This is a genomic window from Enterobacter sp. Ap-1006, from assembly GCF_011752835.1.
Taxonomy (GTDB): Bacteria; Pseudomonadota; Gammaproteobacteria; order Enterobacterales; family Enterobacteriaceae; genus Cedecea.
Window position 1 is genome coordinate 214326 of record NZ_VWWU01000003.1, and the last position, 15175, is coordinate 229500.

Genomic DNA, 15175 nt, shown 5'->3' on the forward strand with positions numbered 1-15175 from the left:
CAACAGCGTCAACAATTAACTGGAAATCGTAACGGAGCAGTCGCTCCCCGACCTTTGCCACAAGGAGATGCCCATGAGCATGTATGCAACCCTGGAAGAAGCCATTGATGCCGCGCGGGAGCAGTATCTTGCCGATAACCCGAGCGTGGATGAAGAGAGCGCCAGCGTCGAGCAATTCAATTTCCAGAAGTACGTTTTGCAGGATGGTGACATCATGTGGCAGGCCGAGTTCTTTACCGACGACAGCGAGGAAGGCGAATGCCTGCCGATGCTAAGTGGGGAAGCGGCGCAAAGCGTGTTTGACGGTGATTTCGATGAGATTGAACTGCGCCAGGAATGGCTGGAAGAGAATACCCTGCACGAATGGGACGAAGGTGAATTTCAGCTCGAGCCGCCTCTGGACACCGAAGAAGGTCGCACGGCGGCAGACGAGTGGGATGAGCGCTAGCCGTTATTCATATGGCCCGTGGCTGGCGTCAATCGGCAACAGCAAAGTGTCAAAGATCAGCGAAAACGGCAGGTCGAGCACGGTAATGTAGCGCCATGCGCCCTCGCGTACATCCCAGCGTACACCGGGGTAATATTGGTTTCCGTGCCCCTGCCCCGGCACCGTTCGGCTAATAATGCTGCCGCAGCCGCTCAGCAGACAGGCCATCATCAGTACCGCAATTATTTTACCCACGCATGCACTCCTGTTCAGAACGCGCTGAGTATAACCATCGCTGAATAAAAGGCAAAAAAATGCCGACCCTGAGGTCGGCATTGTCACTTAGTTACGGCTTACTTTGCCGTCAGCGCCAGCGGGTTAAGCTGCAGCTTTTTGTAGCTCTCCACCCAGGAGGAGTAACGCTCCGGGTTCGCCCAGACGCGGTAATGCAAGTGCGACATGGTCATCGGGTCGCTCAGCAGAACCAGGCGGCGGTCGCGGTTGAGTTTGTCCGGCGTTTCGTTCAGCGCCTGCTCAACGTGGCGGTCGCGGGCAATCTCCAGCACCAGACTCTTACGGTGACGAGCCGTGGCCATCGCCGTGCTCAGGGCGTTAAACGACGGGTTAAATACCGCGTGCATAAAGCCATCGTCCAGCGTACGGCTGCGGTTCAGCTCCAGATAGTTCTCGGTGTCCACCAGCACCTGCGGCGGGGAATACTCTTCCGGGATCAGGAATAGCTTCCAGCGCTTGGTGCGCAGGCCGAGGCTCGCCCGGCTTGAAAGCACGGAGACGAACGGCGACAGGATCAGCGAGAAGACAATCGGTGCCAGCCAGAACAGGAAGCGCAGATCCAGCCAGGCCATGCCCACTGCCCAGACCAGGCCCAGCAGCAGCTGAGAACCATGGCGCATAAAGGCTTCACCCCACGGCGTGGAGTCATCATCACGCTGCGGCGAGTTCCAGACCACTTCCCAGCCCAGGAACGCGCTGACCACAAACACGGTGTGGAACAGCATACGCACCGGTGCCAGCAGCACGGAGAACAGCACTTCAAGCAGCAGTGAACAGGTCACTCGCAGGAAGCCGCCGTACTCTTTAGAACCTTTGCACCAGATAAGAATGATGCTCAGTAGCTTAGGCAGGAACAGCAGAACCATGGTCGAGGCAAACAGCGCAATCGCCAGCTCAGGACGCCACTGCGGCCAGACCGGGAACAGCTGCCGCGGCTGGAGGAAGTACTGCGGCTCGGTCAGAGCGTGGACAACCTGCAGCGCGGTCGACAGCGCCAGGAACATAAACCACAGCGGGGCAGACAGGTAGGACATGACGCCGGTCAGGAACACCGCCCGGTGAACCGGGTGCATACCTTTCACCAGGAACAGACGGAAATTCATCAGGTTGCCCTGACACCAGCGACGATCGCGTTTCAGCTCGTCCAGCAGGTTCGGCGGCAGTTCTTCGTATGAGCCAGGCAGATCGTAAGCAATCCACACGCCCCAGCCGGCACGGCGCATCAGCGCAGCTTCGACGAAGTCATGGGAAAGAATCGACCCGGCAAAGTTTCCTTCACCCGGCAGAGGCGCCAGCGCACAGTGTTCAATGAACGGCTTCACGCGAATAATGGCGTTGTGGCCCCAGTAGTGGGATTCCCCCAACTGCCAGAAGTGCAGGCCTGCAGTAAAGAGCGGCCCGTAGACGCGGGTAGCGAACTGCTGGCAGCGCGCATACAGCGTGTCCATGCCGGAGGCTTTGGGCGAAGACTGAATAATACCGGCCTTCGGGTTCGCTTCCATCAGGCGCACGAGGTTGGTCAGGCAATCACCGCTCATGACGGAGTCGGCGTCCAGCACCACCATGTAGCTGTACTGGTTACCCCAGCGACGGCAGAAGTCATCGATGTTGCCGCTTTTACGCTTCACGCGACGGCGACGGCGGCGATAGAAGATCTGCCCTTCGCCCTGCACTTCCGCAATCAGCTCCATCCAGGCTTTTTGCTCCGCAACGCAGATATCCGGGTTGTAGCTGTCGCTCAGGATATACACATCGAAGTGCGCCTGCTGCCCGGTGGCTTTGACGGATTCCCACGTCGCACGCAGGCCGGCAAACACGCGATCGACGTCTTCATTACAAATCGGCATGATAAGCGCGGTACGGTGCTCAGGGTTGATGGGCTCATCCCCCACCGTTGACGCAGAAATGCTGTATTTGTCTTTGCCCATCAGCAACTGCAGGAAGCCCATCAGCGCGGTCCAGAAACCGGCAGAGACCCAGCAGAACAGCACGGCAAACAGGATCAGGATGCCGCTTTGCAGAATGTACGGCAGCAGTTGCATGAAGGAAACCCACAGATCCTGGCCCCCCATGTCCGCCGGGTTAATCAGCGCCCAGCCCTGGTACGGAAGGATCGTCTTCATGTACCAGGTTGCAACCACGGTTTGTGCCAGTGTGAGGAGCAGCAGAATGTAGCGGCGAATCGTGCCGACGGTACGCCACTTCTGCTCAGAGGCCTCTTCTTCTTTAGACGCGAACTTAGACTTCGTTTCACGCCCAAGCAGGCGATCCCAGAAGCGGCCAATCGGGTTGGTACGCCACGGGTCCGGGAACATAGAAGCACGCGTCGCTTTCGGCATAGCCTGAAGCTGGGTGCGCCCTTCGTCATCGGTGATCAGCTGTTCGCCGCCGAGAGAACCCGGCCAGCTCGCCTCGAGACGAGCTTTTACCGAAGCCAGAGGAGAATCATCCGCTCGTTCAAAGTGGTGATGCTGCGCATCAAGCGCCTCATGCACCGCCTGAAGATCGGACGCAGGCAAAGCCGCCTTCTGCTCAGCAGAAAGCGGGAGTGCTTCGATGTAGTCAGGCGAGAATTCAGTAGACTTATTCATTGGCAGGCAGCTGGTAGCTCCAGGTTTCACTCAATGTCTGCTCGCCGTTAACCAGCGCAGCACGCATATCCGTCGTCTTCTTCTCGTCTTTCAGCTTCACGCGCAGCGTTAAACGCCAGCCTTTGTTGACCGGGTTATAGCGCACCTGGCTGTCAACGATCTCACCGTTATCGCCAATGCTGGTCTGTGCGGTGACCGGCGTGTCGGCTGGCAGTTTTTTCATCTCTGCCCCGGTAAAGTCCACCACAAACGCAATGGTGCCGTCCGGCTGGCGGATCAGGTTGGACTGCTTCACATCCCCGGTAGAACGGCGAGTTTGCAACACATACGCGTTATCCGGCGCATGCATTTTGTCTTCGTCGCGGCTAAAGGTGATGGTGTACTTAAAGTTCATCTCTTTGCCTGGATCCGGCAGCTGATCCGGCGTCCAGTAAGCAACGATGTTGTCATTCGTTTCGTCGTTAGTTGGGATTTCAACCAGCTCTACGCGGCCTTTACCCCAATCCCCGACCGGTGCAACCCACGCGCTAGGGCGCTGGTCGTAACGATCGTCTAAATCTTCAAAGCGGGAGAACTGACGGCCACGCTGCAGCAGGCCAAAGCCGACCGGGTTTTCCGTAGCGTAAGAGCTAACGGCCAGGTGTTTCGGGTTGTTCAGCGGACGCCAGATCCATTCCCCGTTTCCGGCGTGAATAGACAGGCCGTTGGAGTCATGCAGTTCCGGGCGGAAATTGGTGGTTGGTGAAGGCTGATTTGGCCCGAACAGGAACATACTGGTCAGCGGCGCAACGCCCAGCTTGCCTACTTTGTCACGCAGGTAAACTTTCGACTGCACGTTCACCACGGTATCGCGCCCAGGGGTGATAACGAAACGATAAGCCCCGGTCGCTCGTGGGGAATCAAGCAGTGCATACAGGGTTAACGTTTTATCCGTTGGCTTCGGACGTTCAATCCAGTATTCGCGGAAGCGAGGGAACTCTTCACCAGACGGTAAAGCAGTATCAATCGCCAGTCCTCGGGCAGACAGGCCATACACCTGGCCGGCGCCAATTACGCGGAAGTAACTCGCTCCGAGCATGCTGACAATTTCGTCGTTCTTATCTTTGCTGTTGATCGGATAGAGCACTTTGAACCCGGCAAAACCGAGATCTTTTACGGTATCTTTATCGTGCTTTACATCACCGAAGTTAAAATAGTCCGGATTGTATTTGATCTGGTGCACCGCGGTGGCGGTCACTTCGTTGATGGTTACCGGCGTGTCGAAGTACATACCCTGATGGTAGAACTCGAGCTTGAATGGGGTCTTGATGTTGCTCCAGTAAGCTTTGTCGTGATTAAACTGGATCTGCTGGTAGTCCGCGTATTTCATCTCGCGGAATTGCGAAGGCAGGTTGCTTTTCGGTGCTTCGTAGCTCTTGCCCGCTAAGGTTTTCGCCTGTTTTGCGACATCGTCGATAGTGAACGCCCAAACCGAGGTGGTATAAAGGGACAACATTACCGCAGCGCCAAGCCAGGACACTTTCATCATATTTGCTTTATGTTTCATATTAACCAGCACATCCCCCTTTGTGTGCTTAAATCAATCTATCCATTTTAATGGAAAGTTTTGCTTTCCGACAACCAAATCACCGCTTTGTTCAGCGTACTGGCTCAGGGTTTAAGCAAAATAAAGACAACTGCTTACGCTTTAAGAGTTCATCCTGGCGACAGGATGACATGCTTAGTGTAGGGTTGCCACGAATATGTAGACTGAACTGGACTTTTAGCCTGATAGGATAGGGTCTTAAGGATAAGACGAATAGTCTGAAAATGTCTGGAGTATTATGAGTAAAGCACCGCAACAACGTGAGTTTTTCCTGGATTCTATTCGTGCATGGTTGATGCTGTTGGGCATTCCATTCCACATTTCGCTCATCTATTCGAGCCATCACTGGCACGTCAATAGCGCAGAACCCTCCGCGAGCCTGACGCTGTTTAATGATTTTATTCACGCGTTTCGTATGCAGGTGTTCTTCGTTATTTCTGGCTATTTTTCCTACATGTTATTTCTGCGCTACCCGCTGAAACGCTGGTGGACAGTGCGCGTAGAGCGCGTCGGCATCCCGATGCTCACCGCAATACCGCTGCTGACGCTGCCTCAGTTCATGATGCTGCAGTACATCAACGACAAAACTGGCCTGTGGCATACGCTCACCGGCTATCAAAAATACAATACGCTGGTGTGGGAGCTTGTGTCTCACCTGTGGTTTTTACTGGTCCTGGTGATATTAACGACCCTGGGCATGGTTTTGTTTCAAAAAATTAATAATTTTATAATTAGAAACGAACAGAATAATAATTCACCAATTACCCTGGGAAAACTCTCACTTTTATTTCTCGGCTTCGGCATTTTATACGCCGCTATTCGCCGGACTATTTTTATTATCCACGCGCCGTTATTAAGCGACGGGCTGTTTAATTTCGTGGTGATGCAAACGCTGTTTTATCTGCCGTTCTTTATGCTTGGCGCGCTGACATTCAAACGTGAGTCGCTGAAAATCCTGTTCACCACGCCTTCACGCTGGAGTCAGGTGGGCGCGGTCTTTGCGTTTGCCGCCTATTTATTAAACCAGCGCTACGGCAGCGGCGATGCCTGGATGTACGAAACGGAAAGCGTGATCACCATGCTGATGGGGCTATGGATGGTCAACGTCGTGTTTTCGCTGGGCTATAAAATGCTGAATTTTAAGTCCGCGCGAGTGACCTATTTCGTTAATGCATCGCTGTTTATCTATCTGGTACACCATCCGCTCACGCTGTTCTTCGGCGCGTTTATCACGCCGCACATCACGTCCAATATTTTAGGTTTCTTCAGCGGGCTGGTCTTTGTAGTCGGCATCGCGCTGCTGCTTTACGAGCTGCACCTGCGCATTCCCCTGCTTCGTTTCCTGTTCTCAGGCAAGCCGAAGGAGAAGGCGGCGACGCCACAATCATTTGCGGGATAACACACTAAAGGCCGGGTATGAACACCGGCCATTAGTTTACTTACAAAGAGGGAAAAAGCGTGGTTTTTCCCTCTTTGTGGTTATCAGCCGAAAATCAAAAAATTGATTTTCCTGTTTTTTTAACGAGCCTTTTGGTATTTCTTCTTTCGCCAGGGATTTGTCTGCTGTCTAAAGGCCGGGCATGAACACCGGCCTTTTTAATCTCTGCGCCAGAAATCTTAGCGGCCACAGATTGAAGTTTTATGAAGCTGTCGTGATTTATTTATGACACTCAGCCGCAATCTGCTGATAAATCTGCGTGTTCTCATCATCAAAGCAAACAAATACCACGCGCTCCGGCAGCGGGCGAAGACCAATGTATTTGTAAGCAACATCCCACGCTATGCGTGCGGCCTGCGCTTTTGGGAAGCCATACACGCCGGTGCTGATTGCCGGAAAAGCAATCGAGCGGTAGCCGTTAGCGGCGGCTAAGTCCAGGCTGTTACGGTAGGCCAGTTCCAAAAGCTCGGCTTCGTTCTGCTCGCCGCCGTGCCAGACTGGCCCCACGGCGTGAATCACCGCTTTTACCGGAATGTTCCCGGCCTCGGTAATCACCGCCTGGCCCGGGGGGCATTCGCCCTGCAGCTGGCGTACCGCTTTACAGGCTTCCAGCAGCGCAGGTCCGGCGGCGCGATGGATCGCCCCATCCACTCCCCCACCGCCCATCAGCGAAGGGTTTGCCGCGTTGACAATCACATCGACCTCAATCTGCGTGATGTCTCCCTGGACGACCTGTATGCGTTCACTCATTAACCATTCTCCAACTGTACTTTGCCGTAGTCTATTCTCGTCAGACGGGGCGCGTACATGACTATTATCGTTTCCGGACATTTCAACTTTTGAAAATCTCCGGATATTAGCCACAAAAAACCCCGCCTTCACGGGGCCTTTGTTATTGGATTAGAAATCAACAGTCATGGAAAGTTTCAGGGTACGTGGGTCACTTTGCGTAATATACGCCCCGCTGTCGTCGACAGAAGCCCAGTATTTTTCGTTAGTCACGTTTTCGACGTTGGCGCGCCAGGTCAGCGTCTGTTCGTTAACCTTCGTGCTGTAGCGCACGCCGAGATCGAGGCGAGTCCAGCCGTTCAGCTTAATGCTGTTGTCGGCGTTGGCGTATTGTGACCCGGTGCGGATCAGCGTCCCCGTCGCAGTCAGGTTCTGCACCCAAGGCAGATCCCACTCGCCGCCCACGGACCAGGAGTAACGCGGGACGCCGATCGCATCCTTACCGTCGTTTGTCCCGCCGTTAGTCTTCACCATTTCTGGCTGAAGCCACAGGGCACTTCCCAACAGGCGTATCCCGAACATTGGCTCACCAAAGACGTTCAGTTCCATGCCGCGGCTACGCTGTTCGCCATACAGGCCGTACAGATTGTTGCTGTCGAGCATCCCCACCGGCTTTTCGATCTCAAACAGCGCCAGGCTGCCGCCCACGCGGCCGAAGTCCATCTTCATGCCCACTTCGTTCTGCTTCGACTGCACAACCCCGACCACGTTTCCAGCATTGGTTGCTTTAGAGGTTGCTGTCGGCCCAGGCTGCAGCGCTTCAATGTGGTTCGCATAGAAAGAGACCGGCTCCCACGGCTTCACCACGAGGCCATAAACCGGCGTAACCTTGAAAGCGTCAAAGCGTGTTTTAGGGTCTTCCACACCGGTATAGCTGTAGTTACGAACCCGCACGTCCTGGCGACGAGCGCCCACGGTCAACAACACCTTATCGTCCAGCGCGGAGAGCGTATCGGACAGCGAAATCCCGCTTGTTATCGTGCGGCTCCGCTGGGTCGGATCGTCCATATTGCTCCCGGAAGCGACCGTCGGGAAACGGCTCAGGTCGAGATAAGACGGATCGTAGATATTATTGCCAACGGCGGTTTTGCTGGATGACATGGTGTAGGCCGCGCGGGTTTTACGGTAAACGCCGGAATAGCCGAGGTTCACGCTGTGGCCGATAAAACCGGTATCAAATTTCCCCCGCACGCCGCCCATGCCGGAGAAAGCGTCGGCGATGTATCGCGTAGACAAACGAGTCTGGCTGGTGTTGCCCTTGTTATCAACAAACTTAGGCACGCTGTAATTGCCTCTTTCGTCGGTTTCGCTGGTGCCCAGCGCGCCATAAAGCGTCCAGCTGTTCGCCACATCATACTCGCTGTGCAGCGCGGCAAAGCGAGAGCTCATGTCTGAATAAACCCACGGCTGCCCGTAGTTTGTGCGGTTATCCGGCACCTCAGGCATCTGCGTAATAGCGCCAACCCCCACCCCGATACGGCCATTGTGTACCGTCATCTTCTGGTAGCCGCCGTCGAACGACGTCCGCAGCCTGTCGCCTTTGTAATCCAGCCCAACGCTTGCCAACGATGTTCTGTTCTTCTGCTCGCGAACGTCACTCTCGCCTTCACGGTGCAGCAGGTTAATGCGAGCGCCAAACTGATCGTTATCCCCAAACCTACGGCCAGTATCCAAAGAGCCTCCAACCTGCGAACGCCCGGTGTAATCCACGCCAAGTTGGGTATGCGGTTCACTACCTGCACGCTTGGGCTCAATATTAATGGCCCCGCCCACGCCAGACCCGCCCGGAGGAACACCGTTCAGGAAGGCCGTGGAGCCCTTAATCACCTCGACGCGTTCCGCAATAGCCGTGCTGGTGATCTGCCGCGGCAATACGCCATACAGACCGCCGTAAGAAATATCATCCCCGTCTAACAGGAAACCGCGCACGCGGTAAGACTCGCCAAAGTTACCGTAGCTGCGCACGGGCTGAATAGTCGCGTCGTTACGGATAATGTCACTGAGGGTATTGGCCTGCTTATCCTCAATCATTTTGGAGGTATAGCCGATGACGTTAAACGGCACGTTGCGCGCATCCTGTTCACCGAGCATGCCCAGGCGACCGCCATTGGCCACCTGCCCGTCCAGGTAAGCAGGCACCAGCTCGTTACCGCCTTCGCGGAACTGCGTATCCGGGGTCGCCGTGACGGTAATGGTCTCTTCTTTGACTAAAGCTTTTTGCTGAGGATTTTCCTGTGGCGCAGCGGCAACAGGCATGCAGGCGGCAGCGATCAACGCTGCGATCAGGCGCGGTTTAAACCCGGCCTGGCGAGGTGGTTGGTGAGGCATTGAAATTTCCTGGTAAAATAAAAACAATTAATGAGAACGATTATGATTTTGATCGTGATTATCGTTTCATCATTAGAAATTGCAAGAAAAATGCCCAGAGGGAGGTTGACCAGTAAAAACGCCTGGCCACGTAAATAGAGAGGAACTCAAACAGCAGGCACGCCCGGAACGAGCCTGCTTTTAAGGCCTGTCACGCTTTGCGTAACAGCCAGATAAAGTACGGCGCCCCGCAGAGCGTGGCTAACAATCCTGCCGGGATCTGGAACGGGAAGATAAGGCTTCGGCCCAGCCAGTCGGCCAGCAGCATCAGCCCGGCCCCGATAGCAATAGCCACGATAAGCTGGGGCATCGCGCGGCGGAAGCCGAGCATTCTTGCCATGTGCGGTGCCATCAACCCAACAAAACTTAGTGGCCCCACGCAGAGCGTTGCGGCAGCAACTAATCCGGCTGCCAGCACCAGAATGCTGATGCGCGATTGACTCAGGGCAATGCCCAGTGCCTGAGCCGTCTCACCGCCCAGCGGGAGTATAGCGAGCCAGCGGCGCACCAGAGGCGTAAGCCCAATCAGCGCCAGCGCCATGCCCCCGCTCACCAGCGCCTGCTGCCCGGTTACTTTCCAGGTGGAACCGGACAGCCACGTCAGCACCGACCCGCTGCGCGGATCTCCGCTGGCCAGATAAAGCGTGAGCAGCGTGGCGAAGACGGTACTCAGCGCCACACCGGTCAGTAAAAGCCTTCCCGGAGCCAGCCCGGAGCGGGCTAAAACGAGCATCGCCAGCAGCGTGAGCGCCGCGCCGGCAAAGCCCACCGGCAGTTGCCAGGCGCTGACGTCGCCGGGGACGAGAAATATCAATAACACGATGGCGCAGGCCGCGCCGGAACTCACGCCCAGCACCTCGGGGCTGGCCATCGGATTGCCGGTCATTTTTTGTACCAGCGTACCGGCCGCCGCCAGCATTGCGCCCGCGGCAAGCGCCGACAGCACCCTCGGCCAGCGCCACTGCCACATTTCTTGTATGCCGATAAACCAGCCTGCGCTTTCCCGCCCAACGCCCAGCGCGAGCAAGGCAACCAGCGCCAAAACAGCAATAATCAGCAATACCGTAGCGGGGGAAAGTCGGCGTTCCGCAATCGCGCTGGCATCATCAGAAGCCGCCAGACGCTGGTGGCGCAGGCGTGGCAATAACCACAGCATTAACGGTGCCCCCACCAGCGCCGTCACGGCGCCAGTCGGCAGTTCTTGCCAATAGCGTCCAACCCACAGAACCAGTTGATCGCTCAGTAACAGCAGCAATGCCCCCGTTGCCATCGAAGCCAGGAGTTTAGGCAGCAGACGTCTCACGCCAAACATGCCGGCCAGGACCGGAGCAAACAGGCCAATAAATCCGATCACGCCCACCACGCTGACCAGCATCGAACTCAGCAGCAGCGCCAAAAATAGCCCGCCCACGCGCACTAAAGCCAGCTTCATCCCCAGCCCACGTAATACGGTGTCATCCAGGGCCAGCATACCCAGCGGGCGAATCATCAGTACGATGAGTACCAGCACGGCCAGAAGCCTCGGCCAAAGAAACTCCACGCCAGCCCAGTCGTACTGGTTCAACATCCCGCTGCTCCAGATAAACAGATTTTGCAGGCGTTCATGGTTGAACAATACGAGGAAGCTTTTTACGGCCCCGCAATAAAGTCCCAATACCAGGCCGGCAAGGATTAGCGTAACCGGCGACATTCGTTTACCCCAGGCAGCCCCGAGCACAATACTGCCTACGGCCATTGCGCCAGCCAGCGCCGCAAGCTGTTTGCCGGTTTCCCCTGCCCCCGCCAAAAACAGCGTTGCAAGGGTTAGCCCCAGCTGTGCCCCAGCCGCAACGCCAAGGGTGGCCGGTTCGGCCAGAGGATTACGCAGAATATGCTGAAACAGGCAACCGGCCAGAGCCAGCCCGGCGCCGGTAAGCAGCGCAAGCGCGGTTCGCGGCAGCAGGCTGTAGTGAAACAGCATCTGCGAAACATCGGTCACCTGAGGCAGCGTTATCGCTTGCCACCAGAGCCCGGCAGGCAGCATTTGCTGAAAGTTGTAGCCGGTCAAAAACAGCGTGAAGGCACAGAGTATAAGCAGGATTATGCGCACAGTGCCTCCGGCAGGAGCTGGCAAAAACGCAGCGCCGAGAAGCTGCCGCCGTAAAACCATACCGCTGGCAGCAGGTGTAACTGGCCCTCGCGCACGAAAGGCATAACCTGCCATAGCGCAGATTTCGCCACCGTTTTGACCGGATCGTCATCGCCGTGCATAAAGCAAATTGCCGTGACGTTTTCCAGCCTGACCAGCGTTTCAATGCCCACAATGGCGCTTCCCCAGGCATTGGTTTTCCCGTCCCAGGCGTTACGCATCCCCAGCCGTTCCAGCAGGTCGTTAAACAGGCTGTTTCGGCCAAAGATCATCACCCGGCGGCTATCAAGAAATGAAAACATCACCAGCGGGTTCGCATTACCCGGCAATTTTGCGCGGGTGGCGGCCATCTGCTGGTGAAAATGGGCCAGATGTTCGGTGGCCTGCTGCTCCCGCCCTAAAAACTGCCCGAGCCTCAAAAGATCTTTTTCCAACAGCGCCAGCGGGCGGCCAGAGGCATCATTAAAGGCCGTCGACCAACAGGGAGCGATAGGTGTTAAATCTGACTCAGCCGGCCCGAAGCCTTTGGAAATGAGAAAGAGAGAAGGAGTGAGACGCTGCATCAGCTCGCGGTTAGGCTCGTTTCTCAGCCCAACGTCAACGACGGTTTCAGGCAACGTTGGCTCCCCTACCCAGCGGTGATAATTACGTTTATCGGCAATCGCCATCGGCATAATCCCGAGCGCTAGCAGCATTTCAACCGGTCGCCATTCCAGGGCAATAATACGTGCGACATCAAAGCGGCGGGCATCAGCCTGGCAGGGAAGAATGGCCGCCAGGGGCAGCAGGGAGGCTAGCGCCAGCAGGCGTCGGCGGCTTAAAGAAACGTCCATATAAATAGCAATAGTTATCGTTCTAATTAAGTTTTACACATTATGCCGCTCGCCGCCGCCAACGCAATCAAAAACTCGGCCAGCGAACGAGGCATTATTTAGAAGCTAAGGTGTTTGCGCTCTTCCTGACTAAGTCTGCGGGGTTCAAACTGATGGTGCGTGAACGTTATCTCCGTGGCGTCATCCTCCACGTCATTCAGCTCAATCCGGTCCAGCGATTTCTCGCCGTAAAGCGTAATGGAACGGAACAGGCCGCTGAGCGTTTCCTCATAGGGAATCAACACCAGCCGCCATTTTCCCTCCCCCAGGTCTGAAAATTCGCTGATGAAGTCTTTCTCAAGCACTTTTCGGTCGGGATAAAATAGCGTGCGCAGCAGCTGGTTGAACTGAAACATCTCCGGGTTGCTCTCCGCGGTGATCGCCTGCGGCGGCTGGTGCCCCATCACCTGAACCATCCGATTGTCCCCAACAACAAGTCCCATTGGGAAAGGCTGGCGCTGCTGCCACCAAAGCCCTTTATGCTTCGTCACCACGATCCGCCCGCTGGAATGCAGCGGCTGCGCCATGCCTTTTATCTGGCGTTCCTGCTCAAACTGCGCCCGCATAACCTGCACGGCGGCAAATCGCTTTTGGATGTCATCCAGCGTTATCGCCCCGGTCGCCTGCGCCACCAGCAAAAGAGAAAGGAGCAAACTTTTTTTCACAGCAGTAACCCTATACGTTCAACTGAAATCGATCCGCGTTAGTTTACTCTGCTATGTGAGCCTAAACCAAAAATACGCGGCCCGCTTTATACGGGCCGTAAAGTTATTGATAGGTAACGTGCAGCACCGCTGTTTTGTGCTGTGGGTCGAGGTATTGCACACGGGTTTGTATCGTGCTGTCATTGTGAAGAGTGACACCATCAAGCGAGCTGAGGGCCATGGTCTGAGTGACGGGTTTGCCTTTTTCGGTGCAGGTCATGGCGACACTGGAACTGGCAGACGTCCACTGACAGCCGCCTTCTACTATTTCACCTCGAAAATGGATTATGCCAGAGGATGCAGCCTGAGAAAGCGGTGAAACCACGATGCCCAGCGCCAGACAAAGCAAATACTGCTTAAAACTTGCTTTCACGTTCATTACTCCTCGATTGCTGTCGTCCCTGAGGTTATCGGCAGAAAATCAAAGATAATTAAACAGTGATCCATGTTTTTTGTTCTTGCAATACTTCCGTCACATATATTTGTTTTCGGTCAAGACTTCCCCGGGTTTTGCCACTGTTGCTCAAGGTGAAAGGCCTTTCCGTCGCTCAGAATAACCGTGACCGTCACGCTGTCGCCTGGGTCAATATTCAAACTTAGCTGCGAGAGATCAACCGTTTGATGCGCTTTTATAAACAGCTCGCTGCTTTGGTGGCTGGAACTTTTCCCCGACGGGCCGGTTTTGGTTGCTACCAGCGTCAAGGTGCACTGGCAATCCGCCGCCAGCGTCGCGACAGGCGTTATTGTGTAGATGTTTTCCTGCTGCCGGGTATTAAACGTCAGCTGACTTGAGAGTGCGGCAAGCAATACCAGGGTATGCATACAACCTCCAAAGAAAAACAGGGCCTTTGGCCCTGTTTACGCGATAGCCAGGTCGCTTTAGTACTGAGAAGCCGTGGCGTGGTTACCGTTGCCGAACTGGGTGACCGACACCAGAGAGCTGGATGCCGTCTGATTAACCACTGCTCCGTTGTTGGTCCCGAACTGCTGAACATCAATCTGCGCGTTTTTCCCGTTCCACTGGCTGAGAGTGGCATTGTTACCGTAGCCATCCTGCAGCAATTTAATATCGCTGCTGTCAGAGCCCTGGCCAACTTTTGCACCATTCACCGTGCCCAGCTGTTTAATTTCAGTCTTCGAATAGAACGCATTCGACTGCAGCGCTGTGGCATTATTTCCGTTACCCTGCTGATATATTTTCAAGGTCGAGTGCTGAGCCTGCTGCGGATAGGTCGCCATTGCACCTGCGGAAACAACCAGTGCTGCTAATGCTGCCACTTTGAAAAGATTCATACTAAAACCCCCATCGGATTGATAGTTTCAGCCCAAATATTTTGCTTATCGCTGAATAATGCGAATCGCCATTTGTGACTGGTTTTGCACAACAACTGCTGACTTCTGGGTACCGTACTGGGTAATGTTTGCTTTATTACCAGAACCTCGTTGGATAATAAGTGCCGCATTACCAAATGAATCCTGCTTAATACCCGCCTCGTTGGCGTTACCCTCTTGCGAGATATAAGCCAGGTTATAACTACCTGATTGTTCAATGTTTGCCCGGTTGCCTGCTCCGCTTTGCGTAACCTCAGAAAGTTGCTTCTGCCCCCGCTGAACTACTGCAGCATTATTATTGCTACCAGACTGGCCAATAATGGCCGTTTGATTAAATTGAGGATTACTCAATTCATTGACAGCAAAATTGTACTCAGCAGTGGCGAGATCGTTACTCGCCGCAAAACAATGACTCGCCAGGCCAGCGAACATTATAGAAATAAAATATTTTTTCATTCTGTCACCCTGAACCAGATAATGCCGGAACAATATGACGCGTAACATTCAGGTCAAGCATAACGGACCAACAATAATGTGTTATTGCATCGTTACGCAAATGAGTATGTTACGGCAACAATTAAAAATATCTCATGCCGGGGTGGTATTTTGCATTATGAAATTCACACCAAAGTATTAATACGAAATAAA

Annotated in this window: 14 protein-coding genes; 2 read left to right on the plus strand and 12 right to left on the minus strand. The window is 54.8% G+C overall.

Annotation, left to right across the window (positions count from 1 at the left end):
• Positions 1-73 precede the first annotated feature (73 nt).
• Positions 74-448 (plus strand): MysB family protein, encoded by a 375-nt coding sequence (locus F3J28_RS09255; RefSeq protein WP_008453535.1) that lies wholly within the window; start codon positions 74-76, stop codon positions 446-448.
• Between the two features lie 3 nt (positions 449-451).
• On the opposite strand, the gene F3J28_RS09260 is transcribed toward F3J28_RS09255, so the two are convergent.
• From F3J28_RS09260 to mdoG, 3 genes are all read right to left on the minus strand, one after another.
• Positions 452-673: a YceK/YidQ family lipoprotein gene (locus F3J28_RS09260; RefSeq protein ID WP_434082332.1), complete on the minus strand. Its 222-nt coding sequence runs from the start codon at positions 671-673 to the stop codon at positions 452-454.
• Between the two features lie 107 nt (positions 674-780).
• A complete protein-coding gene (mdoH, locus tag F3J28_RS09265) occupies positions 781-3312 on the minus strand; it encodes a glucans biosynthesis glucosyltransferase MdoH (protein WP_166875218.1) in 2532 nt (843 codons plus the stop codon).
• Positions 3305-4840 (minus strand): glucans biosynthesis protein MdoG, encoded by a 1536-nt coding sequence (gene mdoG, locus F3J28_RS09270; RefSeq protein WP_166876537.1) that lies wholly within the window; start codon positions 4838-4840, stop codon positions 3305-3307. Before mdoG ends, mdoH begins: the two co-directional genes overlap by 8 nt.
• Before the next feature lie 295 nt (positions 4841-5135).
• Between mdoG and mdoC the strand changes: the two genes are divergently transcribed.
• The gene (gene mdoC / locus F3J28_RS09275) at positions 5136-6296 is read left to right on the plus strand and encodes a glucans biosynthesis protein MdoC (protein ID WP_166875221.1); all 1161 of its coding nucleotides are present in this window, start codon (positions 5136-5138) and stop codon (positions 6294-6296) included.
• Between the two features lie 258 nt (positions 6297-6554).
• On the opposite strand, the gene ymdB is transcribed toward mdoC, so the two are convergent.
• The 9 genes from ymdB to csgB all read right to left on the minus strand — a co-directional run bounded on the left by ymdB (position 6555) and on the right by csgB (position 14983).
• The gene (ymdB, locus tag F3J28_RS09280) at positions 6555-7085 is read right to left on the minus strand and encodes an O-acetyl-ADP-ribose deacetylase (RefSeq protein WP_008453543.1); all 531 of its coding nucleotides are present in this window, start codon (positions 7083-7085) and stop codon (positions 6555-6557) included.
• Positions 7086-7235: 150 nt separating this feature from the next.
• Positions 7236-9452, minus strand: a complete 2217-nt coding sequence (locus tag F3J28_RS09285) for a TonB-dependent receptor (RefSeq protein WP_166875224.1) — start codon at positions 9450-9452, stop codon at positions 7236-7238.
• Between the two features lie 190 nt (positions 9453-9642).
• Positions 9643-11640 (minus strand): Fe(3+)-hydroxamate ABC transporter permease FhuB, encoded by a 1998-nt coding sequence (gene fhuB, locus F3J28_RS09290; protein ID WP_166875227.1) that lies wholly within the window; start codon positions 11638-11640, stop codon positions 9643-9645.
• A complete protein-coding gene (fhuD, locus tag F3J28_RS09295) occupies positions 11571-12452 on the minus strand; it encodes a Fe(3+)-hydroxamate ABC transporter substrate-binding protein FhuD (protein WP_166875230.1) in 882 nt (293 codons plus the stop codon). The genes fhuB and fhuD overlap by 70 nt, the downstream gene beginning before the upstream one ends.
• A 98-nt stretch (positions 12453-12550) precedes the next feature.
• Entirely contained in the window at positions 12551-13156 is a 606-nt protein-coding gene (locus F3J28_RS09300) for an outer membrane lipoprotein carrier protein LolA (RefSeq protein WP_166875233.1), read from the minus strand.
• Positions 13157-13259: 103 nt separating this feature from the next.
• Positions 13260-13568, minus strand: coding sequence for a YmdA family protein (locus tag F3J28_RS09305; protein WP_166875236.1), 309 nt, complete (start codon positions 13566-13568; stop codon positions 13260-13262).
• Between the two features lie 119 nt (positions 13569-13687).
• Positions 13688-14017, minus strand: a complete 330-nt coding sequence (gene csgC / locus F3J28_RS09310) for a curli assembly chaperone CsgC (protein ID WP_166875239.1) — start codon at positions 14015-14017, stop codon at positions 13688-13690.
• Between the two features lie 57 nt (positions 14018-14074).
• On the minus strand, positions 14075-14488 hold the full coding sequence (csgA, locus tag F3J28_RS09315) for a curli major subunit CsgA (RefSeq protein ID WP_039291764.1): 414 nt from the start codon (positions 14486-14488) through the stop codon (positions 14075-14077).
• Positions 14489-14533: 45 nt separating this feature from the next.
• Positions 14534-14983 carry a curli minor subunit CsgB gene (csgB, locus tag F3J28_RS09320; RefSeq protein ID WP_008453558.1) on the minus strand — a complete coding sequence of 150 codons (450 nt, stop codon included), beginning with the start codon at positions 14981-14983 and terminating at the stop codon, positions 14534-14536.
• Between the last annotated feature and the right edge of the window lie 192 nt (positions 14984-15175).